At 43.6% G+C, this 16,506-nt stretch carries 11 protein-coding genes; 1 reads left to right on the top strand and 10 read right to left on the bottom strand.

The genetic code is table 11. The features are described from left to right. Positions 1 to 274 precede the first annotated feature (274 nt). Entirely contained in the window at positions 275 to 2,407 is a 2,133-nt protein-coding gene (locus DP117_RS16545) for a serine/threonine-protein kinase (protein ID WP_248277687.1), read from the top strand. Positions 2,408 to 2,601: 194 nt separating this feature from the next. Here DP117_RS16545 and DP117_RS16540 read toward each other — a convergent pair whose 3' ends face one another. The 10 genes from DP117_RS16540 to DP117_RS16495 form a co-directional block, all read right to left on the bottom strand. Next, positions 2,602 to 3,891, bottom strand: a complete 1,290-nt coding sequence (locus tag DP117_RS16540) for a Glu/Leu/Phe/Val dehydrogenase (RefSeq protein WP_169219386.1) — start codon at positions 3,889 to 3,891, stop codon at positions 2,602 to 2,604. Between the two features lie 276 nt (positions 3,892 to 4,167). Then, positions 4,168 to 4,719, bottom strand: a complete 552-nt coding sequence (locus DP117_RS16535) for a Uma2 family endonuclease (protein WP_169219385.1) — start codon at positions 4,717 to 4,719, stop codon at positions 4,168 to 4,170. Between the two features lie 582 nt (positions 4,720 to 5,301). Next, positions 5,302 to 6,783: an NAD(P)/FAD-dependent oxidoreductase gene (locus DP117_RS16530; RefSeq protein WP_169219384.1), complete on the bottom strand. Its 1,482-nt coding sequence runs from the start codon at positions 6,781 to 6,783 to the stop codon at positions 5,302 to 5,304. A gap of 234 nt (positions 6,784 to 7,017) precedes the next feature. Further along, positions 7,018 to 8,088 (bottom strand): aromatic ring-hydroxylating dioxygenase subunit alpha, encoded by a 1,071-nt coding sequence (locus tag DP117_RS16525; protein WP_169219383.1) that lies wholly within the window; start codon positions 8,086 to 8,088, stop codon positions 7,018 to 7,020. A gap of 333 nt (positions 8,089 to 8,421) precedes the next feature. Continuing rightward, positions 8,422 to 9,492, bottom strand: a complete 1,071-nt coding sequence (locus DP117_RS16520; RefSeq protein ID WP_169219382.1) for an aromatic ring-hydroxylating dioxygenase subunit alpha — start codon at positions 9,490 to 9,492, stop codon at positions 8,422 to 8,424. A gap of 112 nt (positions 9,493 to 9,604) precedes the next feature. Then, complete coding sequence (locus DP117_RS16515) at positions 9,605 to 10,546, bottom strand: SDR family oxidoreductase (protein WP_169219381.1); 942 nt, start codon at positions 10,544 to 10,546, stop codon at positions 9,605 to 9,607. Positions 10,547 to 10,717: 171 nt separating this feature from the next. Continuing rightward, the gene (locus DP117_RS16510; protein ID WP_169219380.1) at positions 10,718 to 11,851 is read right to left on the bottom strand and encodes a 3-oxoacyl-ACP synthase III family protein; all 1,134 of its coding nucleotides are present in this window, start codon (positions 11,849 to 11,851) and stop codon (positions 10,718 to 10,720) included. Positions 11,852 to 11,864: 13 nt separating this feature from the next. Next, a complete protein-coding gene (locus DP117_RS16505) occupies positions 11,865 to 13,736 on the bottom strand; it encodes a ScyA-related TPP-binding enzyme (protein WP_169219379.1) in 1,872 nt (623 codons plus the stop codon). A 156-nt stretch (positions 13,737 to 13,892) separates the two neighbouring features. Then, a complete protein-coding gene (locus tag DP117_RS16500) occupies positions 13,893 to 14,927 on the bottom strand; it encodes a methyltransferase (RefSeq protein ID WP_169219378.1) in 1,035 nt (344 codons plus the stop codon). A gap of 47 nt (positions 14,928 to 14,974) precedes the next feature. Beyond that, positions 14,975 to 16,504, bottom strand: coding sequence for a long-chain fatty acid--CoA ligase (locus DP117_RS16495; protein ID WP_169219377.1), 1,530 nt, complete (start codon positions 16,502 to 16,504; stop codon positions 14,975 to 14,977). Positions 16,505 to 16,506 lie beyond the last annotated feature (2 nt).

Raw genomic sequence — 16,506 nt, 5'->3', positions numbered from 1 at the left:
TCATAATAAAATTTTACTAAGTCTTTGAGAGAATCTTTGTATGACCCATAAGGTATAAAATGAAATTTTCAAATTTCCTTTGTTTGTAGAGATGAAAACAGTCAACAGTCAATAGTCAATAGTTATTCAACAAGTGATAACTGTTTGAACAAGAGAGTCTAAGTGTTGTTGTGTCTATTCTGGAGTTATAAAAACATCAATCAAAATTAAAAAAATTATCATTCTCATAAGATTATTATTTCTTAGCACATACTTTTGATTCTGTCTACCTAGTTTGGTTACAGAACATTACTCTAAAACTCAAGATTCAATGAATATGAAGACAACAAGGGGAAAAAGACTACTGGGTGGACGCTATAAAATTGTCAGAGAATTAGCTAGAGGAGGCTTTGGTATAACTTATCTTGCCGAAGATACTCATACATCCCATTCTCCTTGTGTCATCAAAAAACTCGACCCTCAAAATGCTGACATTGAAACAGCAAAAATCTTATTTAAAAGAGAGGCAAGTGCTCTTTTTCATTTACAACAGAACCAACAAATACCAAGATATTTTGATTACTTTGAACAAGATCAAAGTTATTACTTAGTTCAAGAATATATAGAAGGTAAAACATTACAGAATCTGCTTTACAAAAAATGGTCAAAGCACAAAGTCATTCTTTTTTTACGAGAAATACTAAAAATTTTGCAATATCTGCATCAAATAAATATTATTCATCGTGATGTCAAACCTTCTAACATCATGATGAGGAAGGAGGATAGAAAATTTGTCTTAATTGATTTTGGTGCAGTCAAACAATTAGACCCTAGACATTCATATCAGCAGCAACAGTTGTATACTCAAACCATGATTGGCACTCCTGGATATGCTCCACAAGAACAATTGGCAGGAAGACCAGCTTATAACAGTGATATATATGGTTTAGGGATGACAGCAATTCAGCTGTTGACCGGAATACACCCAAGAAGTTTAGAACGTGATGAAAGAGATAAGATAATATGGCCTAACAATGTTGATATCGATGATTTGTTAGCTTCTATTTTAACAAAAATGGTTTATTCAAACCCAGACCATCGATATCAATCTGTAGACGATATTTTAAAAGAGCTAGATGAAATAACAGTACTTGATCTCGTTATCAATCTAAATGATTTTCCAGAGGAAACTGAAATAAGTTCGCCACACATATCTGAGATGACAACGAGACCATCTGAATTTCAGATGTTTAAACTTTGGTACATTTTCGTTGTTTTAGGAGTAACAGGAGCTATTCTAATTTACATAGAATTTGCTCACCCGTTTCTCCGCCCTCTGTATTACCTCTATCAAGGAAATAATTTTCTGAGTGTACGTGAACCAGGAAAAGCTCTTGACACATTTCAAGACCTGATCGCAATCAAACCAAATTCTGCTGAAGCTTGGCAAGGACGAGGAGATGCTCTTTTGAGCTTAGGACGTCTTCCGGGAGCCTTGGAATCTTATAATAAAGCGCTTATTATCAAACCAGATGACACCAAAACATTAAATAATAAAGGTAAAGTTTTATATAGATTAGACAGATATCAAGAAGCCTTAGAAACTCATGAAAAGGTACTTAATTTGAACTCTGATGATGCTGATGGCTGGAGTGGTAAAGGAATAGCTTATCTTGGCTTACGACAGTACAAAAAAGCATCCGAGGCTTTCGATAAAGTGAAGCAAATCAGACCAGATATACCAAGTATTTGGTATGAAATTGGTTTGGCAACAGAACGGCTTCAAGGACCACAAGCAGCCAGACCATACTTTGAAGAAGCGGTGGGAGCATATGATTATTCTATCAAAAGAAATCCGAAAGATCCTATTGCTTTGACGGATCGAGGCAATATGTTGCAAAAGTTAAATCGTCCTCAAGACGCACTCGATTCTTATCAAAAAGCACTTGAAATTGATAAAGATTTCTATGAAGCTCTTATGGGTAAAGGCAATGCACTTAATGTTATGGGTAACCGTCCAGAAGCTCTTCAAGCTTTTAATGAAGCTAGCAAAGTTCGCCCAGATGATTATCAAGTTTGGTATAACCGTGGAATTATACTATCACAATACTTGCAAAACCATGAAGAAGCCTTAAAATCATTTGAAAAAGCAATTGAAAGAAGACATGACTTTTATCCTGCTTGGCTGCACAAAGGATTAGCACTGTTAGATTTAAAACGCTACAATGAGGCATTGACTGCATTAGAAAGAGCAAAAGAACTTAATCCAAAAGACCCATTTCTTTGGGCTAACCGAGGGTTTGCTTTAGATAATTTGGCAAGAAAAACAGAAGCACGCGATTCATACAATAAAGCCATTGAACTAGGATTTCCCCCCGAACAATTACGCGAGGAGTTAGGACAAACTAATGTAGAATCTCGCCGTTAGGGGAGATGGGGAGACCTCCTGCGGAGGAATTCACGCATTCGCTCATTCAAAATTCAAAAAAAGAATTATTAATGAGCGAATTTTGTTAGCGTAGCGGGACGTAGACAGCGTCCTTTGAGTGCGCCCCCTATGTCGTTAGGCATAGGGGGCCGGAGCTAACGCCTATAAGGGAAGCGCGAGTAATGGGGAGAATGTTACGGATAAAGACCGCGATCGCTTAGCGCTTGAGCCACACGACCAACACCCAACGTGTAAGCTGCTAACCTCAGAGGAATTTGCCGTATCTTAGATTGTTGCATAACTTGACGGTATGCTTGCACCATCAAGTTTTCTAATTCCTTATTGACGCGTTCTTCATCCCAAAATACATAGGAAAGACCTTGTACCCACTCCAGATAACTCACGACAACACCGCCAGCATTTGCCAAGATATCTGGTAACACCGTCACACCTTTTGACTCAAGTACTTGATTTGCAACGAGAGTCACTGGACCATTAGCTGCTTCTGCAACTATTTTGGCTTGTATCTGATTCACATTATCTTCAGTTATCTGGTTCTCCAAAGCTGCGGGAATTAAAACATCGCACGGTAAAGTTAGTAAGTCTGCGTTGCTTATTGGTGTTGTGTGCTCGAACCCAACAACACCTTTGCGGTTCTCTGCAACATAAGCTTTTAACGCTGGAATATCTAAACCATCTTCACAAAAGATTCCTCCAGAACCAGTCGAAACAGCTATCACTTTTGCTCCAGCTTCATGTAGTAATAAAGCTGCTGCACTCCCAACATTACCAAAACCTTGGATAGCTATTCTAGCTCCTGCTAATGATTGACCTTTGTCTGCTAGCGCCTCGCGGATAATAAACATCACACCGCGCCCAGTCGCCATTTCCCGTCCTCGTGAACCACCAATGGAAATCGGTTTACCTGTTACAACCCCAGGTACAGCATGACCGACATTCACTGAATAAGTATCCATCATCCATGCCATTTCACGAGCGGAAGTTCCCATATCTGGTGCTGGGATGTCTACTGCAGGACCAATATCTTTAATCAATTCGCTAGTATAACGACGAGTGATCCGTTCTAGTTCACCAACGCTGTAGAATTTTGGATCTATAGCAATACCTCCCTTAGCACCACCGTAGGGAATTCCCAACAGAGCACATTTCCAAGTCATAAGCATTGCTAAAGCTGAAACTTCTCGCAGTGTCACCGCTGGGTGGTAACGAGTACCACCTTTATAAGGACCTAAAATATCGCAGTGCTGTACCCGATGTCCAGCCAGAACTTGCACTTGTGAGTTATCCCGTTTTACAGGAATGGAAACCGTAACGACTTTACGCGGATGACTGAGAACTTCTAATATACTTTGGTCTAGCTTTAGTTCTTTTGCTGCTTCTTCTAAGTAGCTACAAGCTTGGTCATAAGGGCAAATATAAGCTGGAGACTCTTTCTCCAACTGAGATAGAGATGATGAAAGCATAAAATTTTCTCCTCTTAGGATAATCAAAGAAGACTGTAAATTGCTTGGAATTTTTCTGATTTACAGTATTTTAACGGTCTGATGATTTCCGCGCCGTTGTAGTACTAGCCTAGCCTTATTTTGTCAAAAAAATAGGATTTTGTATATTTCGTTACAGAAAAATAACGGAAAAAGCTTATTATTGTACCGCCATTCCGCAAAATTTCCGCAAACAATGCGGTGGGCGAGGTTACCGGGCAAATAGACCTCTAACTTTTTACTTGTTCAGTGATGTTCTCAACTATTAATAATCTGCTCTACCGACACAGAAACATCTGGGAACGCAAGCGGTTGAATTGTTCCCGCAGTCAGTGTGAGTTTTGTCGCATACTCTCCGTCTAAAGGTTCTCGAAACACCACCAAGTGTAGCTTTTTGAGGTTGACAACCCAATATTCTGGGATACCGACTTCTGCATAGATTTTGCTTTTTGTCTCTAAATCTTTCTCTAAACTAGAGTTAGCATACTCAATTAACCAGAAGATATTTTCTGGATATGGGTGATGCTCTCGATACTCGCGCCCTAAGCGTTGAACAATGGCAATATCTGGTTCAGGTTCCGAGTCGTTGGGTAGGGTAATTGGTTTGGCTTGACGTAATGTGGCACGGTTGCCTAACAACTGGGTTAGATATTCACCCGCTTCATGACTAGAATAAGCATGAGGTTTCCCTTCCGGCGACATTTCTACAATTTCTCCTTTGAGTAGTTCAACTTTGCGATCGCTCAAAATCCCAGCAGCAATCATGCGGTGATACTCGTCAATCGTCCACTTGGCAATCATAATGGTCATGGCGAGTGACTCCTCCTAATGATGTGTTTTTATATTTTTATCCTAAAAGTGTTATCGGATAAAAGTAATATGACGGTTCGGTTAAAGGTAGTTTGCATGCGTAAAAACCCGGTTTCTTTTAGAAACCGGGTTTGCGGTCCGGGGACGCATGAATCCATAAAAAACGGAGTCAGCCTTATTAGAACGAGTACTCGTGGGTGCCGACAGTGAAACTAGACAAAGGAGCCAGTCTCGTGCGCGGGTTAAGCGCGTTGAGAGACCTGGCGTGCTGACTCCGTTTTTTACCGAATTTTTCCACGGCAGATGTAGTAAAAACTTGTTAGAGTGTCTATTCCCAATGGCACACCCGATAGTCTGAAATGACCAGGACTTATACATTTTTCCGCTTATGCTCTTGCAGAGGCAGGGCAATCCCACCTCCACATGTAGCGGATATTAGGAACAGGACTTACGCAAAGAAACCCGGTTTCTACCAAAAATCGTCTGTTTTGCAACCAAATACGAACAAAGAAACCGGGTTTGGTGACAGATTCTGCGTAAGTCCTAAGGAACTAGATGCGTAAGTCCTAGCTACTTAAGCACCTATGAATGAACAAGCTCTGATGACAAAAGTTCTTCAGCTTTATGCTGAACGCGACCTAACCCTAGCCGTGGTTGCGTTACAACATAAAAACCGTCAATAGCGGCTTCAACTGACAAATCTTTTGAAAACGAGAACGTTCCCTCCATTGCCTGCATGATCTGAGGATCAAGCGCTTCTGGGTCGTAGTTTTCCCTAACATCGTCCATAGACAAATTTTTCGCAACTCGTTGCGATATCTTTTCCGTGACCTGATTATCAATGCCGTCTTGAACTTCTGTCAGATCCTCCATGCCCGAGACTATATTCACGAACGCAGCGTTAGCAGCATCGGCTTTATAATCGTTATGAGTTAGATCTTGGGCTTCCTGGTAGTACGCTTTTTGACCACGTTTTTGGTCATAGAGGAATGATACCATCATTAAGAAGCGCAGATAAGCTTGTCGGTAGCTCTTCTCGTAAAAAGATAGTGCTTGATCCTCTGTGACCTCGTTACGTAGCACACTTGCTATACTTGCCGATGCCAACATTGCACTAAAGTTGGCAAGGTGTACTCCAGTCGAGAGCAGGGGATCTAGAAAACAGGCAGCATCTCCTACTAGGAAGTAGCCAGGTCCACAGAAGCTTTCGGCAGTGTAAGAGTAGTCTTGCTCAGCCTCCACTGAGGATACCAATTCAGCTTGGGTAAGAAGCTCCGCCACCAATGGACACTCAGCAATGGCGTTCAGGTAAAATTCTTTCAAGTTCGCAGAGCGTTGCGCCTTATAAGCTTCTCTATGAAGCACTACACCCACACTCAGCGTGCCATCATGTAGTGGGATTGCCCATAACCAGCCCTCTGGGATAGAGCCGACACCAATGGCACCCTCTGGACCCTTCGTCAGTTTGCTTGCACCCTTCCAGTATCCCCAAACAGCTACGTTTTGGAAAATGTTATTCTGCCGACGGTTTTTGAGGTAGCGTGTCGCCATCAGACCTGCACGACCTGATGCATCAATTACGAAGTCAAAAGACAACTCTCCAGAACTATTGCCTCCAGAAGTTTGTGACCAGATAGCACTCTGTGGTCGAGTTCCATTAAAGGAAAGCTCACGCACCTCGATTCCCTCGAAGACTTTCACTCCTTGGCTGCTAGCGTGGTCCAAAAGGAGTTTATCAAAATCAGCGCGACGAACTTGATAGCTATGCTTTTGCTTGCCATTGAGTTGTGCAAACTGGAAACTCCACGTCTCAGATCCCCACTCCAGGTACGCTCCGTCCTTGCGCTGGAAACCATAGGCATCCACCTTCTCTTTTGCACCTATGAGTTCTAAGACCTCCATAGACGAGGGCAAGAGAGATTCACCAATGTGGTAGCGTGGTCCTACAGCTTTCTCTACCAGAGTCACATCGAAACCTTCACGAGCTAGAAGAGTTGCAGCAGTAGATCCAGCCGGACCACCACCAATAACAAGCACTTGTGTAGATTTGGGTAGAGTAGACATTGATAGTTTCTCCATTAAATTGTGTTTGCTTTGAGGAAAAGAAATCAAGAAAAGCAAAACTCTCTTAAAATTGCTAGTCTTTGGGGAAAATTTCTGATTCGTTGAGCCTAAAAATTCTTCCTAGACAGGTGGGCTACGAGAGTCTAATGAAACAGCCTTGAGCATATTTGCAAAGTTTATCCCAGATGTAGTGTTAGCTTAGTGAATAGTGCAAGCCCTAGTTTTTGAACCACATTACTCGACCTTATCAACCCAACTTTGATAAAAACTTCTGTACTTCAAGATTAACCAGTCGTCCTTGACATGAGCCTTGCCCGCACTTGGCTTGATGGTATTCCAAATTGCTACATCCTCAGCTATACCAGCTTTATATCGCCAATAAATAAGAGCATCATAAAATCTATCTAGTAAAAAGTTGCCAGTTTTCTTATGCATTACCAATGACAACAGATTTGTCTTGTCTTCAGCCACTGGAGTGTAGCAAACCAGCTCCTGAGACATCACCTTGTCATCTAGAATATTTGTGAGTATAAATCCATTTGGCCAAACATCTACACGTGCTGTCGAGAATTCAGCACGAAGCCCTAAAGCTCGACTGAATGCATCTATTATCGCCTTTCTCCTGTAAAGCGGAAATTTACAAATATATCCAAACCAAGCATCTTTTTGAATAGGTGGTTCGCTCTGTTCTACTGAGTGCTGCTCGTGAAGCAAAGTGATTTGAAGAGGAGCAGAAAACTGCATTTTATGTAGTCTGCTTAAATGGCAATAATCAAAGGTGTTTTCCATCGCTTCCTGCAGCTGCGTATTGACTTTTGTTACTATACGCACAGGCATATAGTTATCCCTCTCATCCTCAGCTGATGGAAACTCAGGTAAAGGGAACAGGGGAGTTTGAGTACCATACCACACCCAGATATAACCATATCTTTCGACGGTGATATAAGTAGCCTGGCGAGCCAATGGGGGAATGTGCTCTACATCAGGTATGTAAACACATTTCCCAGAGGAGTCATAGCGCCAGTGATGAAAAGGACATTGAATACAACCATCTACTACCTTACCAATCGCCAGACTTGCACCCTTGTGCGAGCAGTAAGGGTCCATAATCACTGGATGATTATCTTGATCTCGCCAAGCGACCAAGGACTGACCAAATAACTCTATTGCCATTGGCTTTTTACCCAAGTCCTTAGAGTGCATAGCGATATACCAACTAGCAGGAAAATTCATCGCTCCTTTTTCAACTTCCGTTTTCAGTTGAGTTGACTTTAGCTGTTGAACTTTCTCAGTTATGCTGCTCATTTATTTCTCCTTGAATACTTTTATATTTTCAGTTCAATTCACATTGTTGACCTGGTTCATTTACCCTGCTTAAGGCAGAGAGAACACCCTTAGCTACTGTTGTGTTTCCTAAGCAGTTAAAAAATTTCTCTCGTTGATAAACATCATTTTTCACGTAGTATCTACAGGTACAAATTGTATGCTGTAGTATTTTAGTTGAAGCTCTATACTGAAGTTTGTCTATCTTAAGTAAGTAGCTGTTGATGAATATACACGCATTCATAGTGAGTTTGACAGTTTGACGTTTGACAGTGCTAACTTACTGATAGTGCAAGACCCAGTTTGTAAACTGCATTACTCAACTTTATCAACCCAATTTTGATAGAATTTTCTGAACTTCAAGATCAACCAGTCGTTCTTAACATGAACCTTGCCCGCACTCGGCTTGATGGTATTCCAAATTGGTAGATCCTCAGCTATAGTAGCTTGGATTCGCCAATGAATAAGAGAAATATAAGGTCTATCTAGCAAGAAATTGCCAGGTTTCTTATACAATACCAATCTCATCAGGTTTATCTTGTTTTCCGCCACCGGAGTCGCAGAAGCCAGCTCCTTATATATCACTTTGTCGTCTGTACCATTTGTAAATATAAATCCATTTGGCCATAAATCCACTCGTACTGTCGAGAACTCAGCACTAAACCCTAAAGCTCGACTGAATGCACCTATTATCCCCTTTCTCCTGTAAAGCGGTAGCTTACAAACATATCCAAACCAAGCATCTTTTTGAATAGGTGGTTCGCTCTGTTCTACTGAGTGCTGCTCGTGAAGTAGAGTGAATTGAAGAGGACCAGAAAACTGCATCTTATGTACTGTGGTTAAATGACAATAATCAAAAGCGTTTTCTATAGCTTCCTGCAGCGGCGTGTTGACTTTTGTGACTTCACGTACAGGCATATAGTTATCTCTCTCATCCTCAGCTGATGGAAACTCAGGCAAAGAGAATAGGGGAGTTTGAGTACCATACCATACCCAGATACAACCATATCTTTCGGCGGTGACATAAGTAGTCTGACGAGCCATTGGAGGAATGTTCTCTACATCAGGTATGTAAACACATTTCCCAGAGGAGTCATAGCGCCAGTGATGAAAAGGACATTGAATACAACCATCTACTACCTTACCAATTGCTAGACTAGCACCCTTGTGCGAGCAGTAAGGGTCCATAATCACTGGATGATTATTTTGATCTCGCCAAGCTACTAAGGACTGACCAAATAACTCTATTGCTATTGGCTTTTTCCCCAAGTCCTTGGAGTGCATGGCGATATACCAACTAGCAGGAAAATTCATCGCTCGTTTGTTAACTTGCGTTTTCGATTGAGTTGACTTTGGCTGTTGAACTTTCTCAGATATGGTAGTCATTGAATCCTCCTTGAATACTTCAATGCTATGTGCAGCTTCTTTTAACTTTATAAGAAATGACCCAAACTACAAGATGAAACTTGCAACTGAATTTACGCAAATTTTCAGATAGTCACGTTGCGAGGACTTCATGTCCACTGCTGTCTGATTGCCGTAGTAAGTGAGCCTGGTCTATGGCAAATTGTTCAAAGGAAATTGGTTTTTTACCTGTCACTTTTTCAACATCTGGTGTGACAATGTCGTGAGCCCCAATTTTCCACTTTCCCATGATGTCAATCATCCCTTGTATCAACAGCTCACGCGTACCAAAATTCCTCAACATTTGAGCAAAAGACTCTTCAGAAACGTCCATGAATTTTATTTCTCTGGCTGCAGCCTTGGAAAGAATAGTGGTTAACTCACTCGTAGTTAGTGCTTCTGGACCAGTCAGATTGTAGATTTTGTTTTCATGACCCGTCTGGGTGAGAACTGTTGCAGCCACAGCAGCAATGTCCCTAGCGTCTATCCATCCAGTTCTTCCTTCTCCAACTGGTAGACGGACGACACCTTGCTGAACCTGTGGGCCAAAAAATACGGGAGAAATGAAGTTTTGATGAAACCAGCTACAGCGCAGGATGGTATGCGTTATGCCAGAGTCAACCACTATTCCTTCAACTTGGAGATAGAATTCTCGATCCGTGGGCGTAATTGGCTCTCGGTCAATTCCAAGCCCACTAATAAGAACAATGTACTGGATTCCCGCTTTCTTTGCCGCCTCCACCATTATGGGTGCTATCTCAGACCGAACTCGATTTGGATCGCTAGGAGGTACGAGATAGAGCTTGGTAGCGCCTGCAAAAGCGGACACTACTGTTTCTGGTTGTGCATAATCCATCTGCACGACTTCGACATTCTCAGGTAGTTCTCTAGCCTTTTCTAGAGAGTGGACTGCAGCGCGTACCTTTACATCCTTGACTTGAGAAAGTAGTTTAACTACGTGTTTACCAGTGTTTCCAGTTGCTCCGCTAACAACAATTATGGGTTGAGAAGACATATCTTTTGTTTGTTGTGTCATGACAATGCCTTTGGGAAACGCTTACTTCTGTTTTTGCCACAGTAGAAAACTGGCACCAAAATTACCTAATCCTTGTGCTGACTGTTGATGGTTGATAGTCAACAGTCAATGGTGAACAGTAAACAACTTTGCAAGAATAAATTACACACCTAGTTAACTCGAAAGTGCCATCTAGCGAAGAGATAAAACCTTATCCTCTTGCAAATTAAGGCTCACTGAGGGAGCAGGAGCAGGACCTAGTGCAACATCACCCCAGCGCATCAAAGTTGCTCCAGCGTTAGATACAGAACCAATGTTGTAAACCAGAACCAAGTCATTTTCACGAATCTTGCTTGATTCTGCACCATGATACAGATTGGCGAGTGGGAGCATCGGTCCAATGTTGGCATAACGTTTGTGGAGATCGATTGTACGCTCAGGATTGATACCCAGTGCGCGGATACAGAGGCTAGCATACCAAGCAGTAGGTGTATTGAAGGCAAAAAAGTTAATCTCATCGAGGGTCAGGCCAGCAGCTTCCAGAGCACCCATGCAGCATTGCCGGAGGAGCGGGGCAGCAGTATCGCTGAGTATCTTATTCGTACCTTTAGCTGCCCGGATATACATCCGTGGGTTACCCTGAGCATCCGTCGTCAGTTCATTAAAGAAGGTTCCACAGGTAGAGGCAGTGTTAATAATTTTTGTACCGAGGACGCCCTGGTTTGGTTTGAGCGAACTAACCACAAAGGCTCCCGCTCCATCACCTAAGAAAAATGAGAGAGTATCGTTTTCGTCAGTAAAAGGAGAGTAGTTAGTACAGATAATCACTAGCACATTGCGGTACTCTCCGGCACGCACCAGCGCAGAAGCAGTCTGGAGTGCAGCTACAGCACTTGAGCAGGTGGAATCAAGATTCCACGCAGCACCCTGAAATCCGAGTTCTCTAGCAACAAAGGCAGCATTGCCAGGTACGATTTGCTCAGGAAAGATTGTGGCAACGAGCATCAAATCGATTTCGTTGACAGAGAGATTTGCTGCCTCAAGGGCGTCCTTAGCAGCACGACAAGATAGTGTTAACGATGTTTCACCAGGACCAAGCACTCGTCGCTCGACGCTACCGCGAAAGGGATCGTGAAGATAGGATGCCATCTCAAGTTCAAACTCATTCCTAAGAGTGGAATCCGCTGGTGAAAACACCTTGGATAATGTTTTTTGCTCGACCTGAGCAATTAACTCAGGGTAATTCTCTCTGTAATAGTCATTGGTGCGGATGACGCTAGGAAAGCTAACTGCAAGTGAGCGAATACCTACTGGTTGCAAGATCATGACATCTCTCCATTTAATTCTCTAGTTCTTGTGTTCTTTGGGAAATCAAACCCTGAATGCGACCGCCAATAGGTGCTGGTCTGGTCGGGTCAATAATGACGTCAACCACGAACGGGTCTGTTGAGGCAAGTGCCATCTCCAACGCTGCTTCTAAGTCGGACTCGCTCTCCACGCGGATGCCATTCGCTCCCATACTAGTAGCAAGTTTAACAAAATGAGTAGGCGGAATTTCTGTATCTACGCCTATCAGTCCCTGTGCCGTATTGCCCTGGTCGCACATATTGTAACGTGCGTCGTTGAGTACGATCCAAACAGCGGGAATCTGGAATTTCACAGCCGTGCTGACTTCGTTGTTCATCAGCATGGCTCCATCCCCGACAATGGCGACAGCCTTACCATTGTGCCCCAAGGCACCACCCACAACGCCCGTAACAAAATGACCCATAGATGCAAAAAAAGTGCTGATCCGAAAACGCTCTGGTTGAGTAAATTTTAGGAGGTGAATTGCCCAAGCAAATGAGTTCCCTCCCTCAGCCATGACTAAGGCATCGCTACCCTCAACAATCACCTGTTGAATTGCATTCATCAGTACTTCAGGTCGCACTAGTCCCTCTGGACGGGGATTGATGGTCTCGCGGTATGGACGAGGCAGCGACAACACATCTGATCTCTGACGACGTTCTGGCATATCCTCCAGCAACGCCTTGACAAACATTCCCACGTCGGAATGGATAGCGAACGTCTCGGCAGATGGATAGGCGGTTCCTGGCACTTCTGGATCGATATCAACATGGATGAACCCACGCGCAGGAACCATCTCAGGACGCCAAAACGAAGTGAATTCTCCCAGACGCGTTCCCAGCACTAGCACGCGCCGAGGACATTGCGCCCACATATAGGTCAGGACGGAAGGATGTCCGGCAAAGCCTGTGACACCTATAAACTGAGGATGATCTTCCGGAAAAATGCCTTTGCTACGCGGGGAACACATTACTGCCGCCCCTGTTTTTTCAGCAAGCTGGCGGATCTCCTGGGCAGCAGACCTAGCACCGAAGCCGACCCAGATCGCAAATGGCCCTTCATTGAGCAGCTGTACACATTTGGCGATCGCGTCCTTACTGACAGTTGCAATAGTTCGAGAGAAAGCCACTTGTGGTACCGATATCTTGCTTGGGATACCCTGAACACCTGTCGGGATACTAATGTGGGCTACGAAGCCCCCAGGTTGTCCTAGACCCAGAGCAAGCCTGCGAGCAATCTCGGGCAGTTCGGCGTCACTCTCTAAGATAGTAGCGTAATGGAACAGCGAACCTGAAGTAAAAATACCTGAAATAGGCATTGTGTAGCTGCTAGTTTCTTGCAACGCCCACCGTCCTCGTTGCGCTACCGGAGTATAACCCGACAGCAAAATCACCTTCGCTCCCTCCGAGCGTGCTGCAAATAGACCAGTCAGCGCATTGGTGAGACCAGGACCAGTCGTGGTGAACACGACTACGGGGCGACCACTTGCAAGATAAGACTCGGTGGCTGCAAAAGCTGCTCCTGCTTCATGACGGAAGTGAAACACTTGGATTGGACTACGCTCAAGCATTGTCCACAGCGTTGCAATCCCGCCTCCCGAAACGCCAAATGCATGAGTCACTCCCATATCTTGCAGCATCTTAATCACAGCCTCGGCGATTGAAAGAGGTGCAGATTGCTGGCTGCTGGAACTCGGCAAACTGTCTGAGTGGGCGTTTCGCTGATCCTCTACTAGAGGTGAGCGATGTACAGGTGACTTTGATGGCGAAGAATTAGGAGATTCAGATGACGCGAGTTCGAGATAAGTCTCTCGTTCCAACTGTTCTGCCGTACTCCCATTTTGAGTATAGATTTTAGCGCTCATAATCCACCTATTAAATGCATGAATCTTGACAATCACCCACAATTGTGTATGCGATGTTCTGCTGGCAACTGTAGCTAGCTGTGCAAATCATCCTGAGGAGAGGCTCCCTACTTGAGTCGTAGGGCAGATAAATCCTCTTCCACGGAACCAACTTAGTCAAGGTTTACGACCAGTGACAATACTGCAGTAGCCAAAGTTAGACTTGACTTCAACGTCGGTGAAACCAGCTTCCATCAGCATCACTGACAATTCATCACCTGAATATTGCTGACCTTCCGTCCACAAAAGCATACCAACGTCAGTGGCAGCAGCCATAAACGGACCAGTTTTGAGGTCATTGTAAAGCACCTCGTGGATGATGATGCGACCTCCAGATTCCAAGCTCTCGAAGCTTTTCCGGGTAAGAAAACGGCACTTTTCTGGTGACCAATCGTGATATATATTGCCATAAAAGTGAAGATCAGCTTCTGGAAAGGGATCGTTCCACATATCGCTGGTGTGGGTCTTTATACGATTCTGCAAGCCATAGCGAGTCACAAACTCTTGTGCTACCTCACATACCAGAGGTAGGTCAAGGATATTGGCTTGCAAGTTTGACCATCTTAACGTCGCACCGATGGCATGAGCACCTGAACCTCCACCAATATCGAGCAGCAGTTTGTGTCCTGACAGATCAATGACGTCTGGCCAAACCAATGCAGATACCATACTGGCACTATGCATACTGTAGGTGAAGGTGCGTGCAAGGTCTGCTTGCTCTTGATGTGACTTGAATAATTCGCCGTGACCGTAAATTTGGGGTGAATTGCTAAGAATTGTCTTTTGTAGGTTCTCAAACGAGAACATATGATCTTGAGCAATGAACATATTTAAAACATGGCCGAAATACGCTGGGCTGCTTTCGAGAAGATAGTCTTCTGCAAGCGAGGTGAGTGAATAAAAGCCATCTTTTAATTGCACCAGTTCAATAGATGCAAGTACCGCCAAAAGGGTTTCCGCCGGACGTTGCTCAATTGAAATCGCATGACAAATTTCTGCAAGGGTGCGCGGTTGTGAAGCAAGAAAAGGGAAAAGCTTGAGGTTATGAGTAACGAGGAGGACTTTTTTTGGGATATCGCCGTAGATAATGTTCCACAGCAGCTGTACATTTGTTTTTGGTTTCTCAATGGTAAAAGACGCAGTTTGACTCATATCAACCTCCTGAAGTTTGTGAGTGAGATGGGAAAAAGTAAAACCACTTAGCGAGGGGTCATCTCGGTTGAGCGAAAACTTTGCTTAGCCTCTTCACGTAGGAGCTTCTTAAGAACTTTGCCAGTTCGGTTCTTTGGAAGCGAATCGATAAACTCCACACTATGTGGAATTTTATAAGCTGCTATCCTCTGAGCACAGAAAGCAATGATTTGTTCTTGTGCAAGTGCTTCACCAGGTTTGAGGAGGATGTTAGCTTTAACTATCTCACCTTTTACTGGATGGGGAACACCGTAGACAGCACATTCAGCAACTGCTGGATGTTGATAAATGACATTTTCTACTTCAGTTGGATACACCTTAAAGCCAGAGACATTAATCATGTCTTTTAGCCGGTCAATAATATAGAAGTAGCCATCTTCGTCCATCCGTCCAATGTCCCCAGTATGAAACCAACCATTTTTGATAACTTGAGCAGTTTCATTAGGGCGATTCCAATATCCAAGCATGACGTTCGGACCGCGAACAACTATCTCGCCAATTTCTCCTGGTTGTACTGACTCACCATCAAGATTGACAATCTTCATTTCCACATTTTCAATTGGACTACCAATTGAACCGAGCTTATATTTCAAGTCGTGGTTATAGCTGGAAAACGGAGAAGTTTCAGTCAGACCGTATCCTTCATAGATAATCATGCCATGCTTTGACTGCCATCTTTGAATCACTTCCACTGGCATGGGTGCTGCAGCGCTAAAATAATAACGTACTGAACTCAAGTCATAGTCTGATGTGTTTGTATTCAGTAGTTTAATGAAAACAGTCGGCACACCAAAGAACATCGTGACGCCATGAGTGGCTATGGTTTTGAGTACTTGCTCCGGCTCAAAACGGCGTTGCAGGATGATGGTTGCACAAGCGTTTAGTCCAGCGTTGAGAATCGCGTTTTGACCAAAGCAATGAAATAGGGGCAGGTAAAGCAGGAATCGGTCCTCAGGCTGCATCCTACAACAGCGGTTCTTGGAGTAGATGTTTGAAATCACATTACCGTGGGATAGCGTAGCACCCTTTGGAAACCCTGTTGTACCTGAGGTGTAGACAATGGCGGCGGGTTCGTCGCGCTCCATTTCAATGGCAAGCGCGTTAGGTGAAGCACTAGACATGAGCTGCTCTAGACTAATTCCCTTTCTGGCTTCACCTTCTGCAATCAAAATGTGTTTGAGTTCAGGTAATTCTGAATCAGGCACATTTTCACTCAGGGAATCTGTTGTAATTAGTGCTTTGGCAGAGCAATCATCAAGAATGAATTTGACTTCATTCTTTTTTAGCATAACATTTAATGAGACTGCTATAGCACCAATTTTTAAAATGCCAAGATAAGAAATGACAAATTCCGGAATATTTGGCAAAAACAATGCCACTCGCTGTCCGCGTTCAATACCTAATCCGCGTAAAGTATTGGCAACGCGATTAGCCATCTCATCAAGTTGTTTGTAAGTAAAAGATTTTCCCTCAAAAATCAGAGCTGTTTTATTGGGAAAATATCGACGACCGCGCTCTACATTGTGTGCAATATTCATAA

The organism is Brasilonema sp. UFV-L1, from assembly GCF_012912105.1.
Taxonomy (GTDB): Bacteria; Cyanobacteriota; Cyanobacteriia; order Cyanobacteriales; family Nostocaceae; genus Brasilonema.
The sequence above is the reverse complement of the archived record's forward strand: the minus strand, read 5'-3'. Positions and strand labels throughout refer to the sequence as shown.

What these genes read in the sequence shown, in the direction of transcription:
- DP117_RS16540 (WP_169219386.1), bottom strand. Translation starts at nt 3,891, where the DNA reads ATGCTTTCATCATCTCTATCTCAGTTGGAGAAAGAGTCTCCAGCTTAT.
- DP117_RS16535 (WP_169219385.1), bottom strand. Translation starts at nt 4,719, where the DNA reads ATGACCATTATGATTGCCAAGTGGACGATTGACGAGTATCACCGCATG.
- DP117_RS16530 (WP_169219384.1), bottom strand. Translation starts at nt 6,783, where the DNA reads ATGTCTACTCTACCCAAATCTACACAAGTGCTTGTTATTGGTGGTGGT.
- DP117_RS16525 (WP_169219383.1), bottom strand. Translation starts at nt 8,088, where the DNA reads ATGAGCAGCATAACTGAGAAAGTTCAACAGCTAAAGTCAACTCAACTG.
- DP117_RS16520 (WP_169219382.1), bottom strand. Translation starts at nt 9,492, where the DNA reads ATGACTACCATATCTGAGAAAGTTCAACAGCCAAAGTCAACTCAATCG.
- DP117_RS16515 (WP_169219381.1), bottom strand. Translation starts at nt 10,546, where the DNA reads ATGACACAACAAACAAAAGATATGTCTTCTCAACCCATAATTGTTGTT.
- DP117_RS16510 (WP_169219380.1), bottom strand. Translation starts at nt 11,851, where the DNA reads ATGATCTTGCAACCAGTAGGTATTCGCTCACTTGCAGTTAGCTTTCCT.
- DP117_RS16505 (WP_169219379.1), bottom strand. Translation starts at nt 13,736, where the DNA reads ATGAGCGCTAAAATCTATACTCAAAATGGGAGTACGGCAGAACAGTTG.
- DP117_RS16500 (WP_169219378.1), bottom strand. Translation starts at nt 14,927, where the DNA reads ATGAGTCAAACTGCGTCTTTTACCATTGAGAAACCAAAAACAAATGTA.
- DP117_RS16495 (WP_169219377.1), bottom strand. Translation starts at nt 16,504, where the DNA reads ATGAATATTGCACACAATGTAGAGCGCGGTCGTCGATATTTTCCCAAT.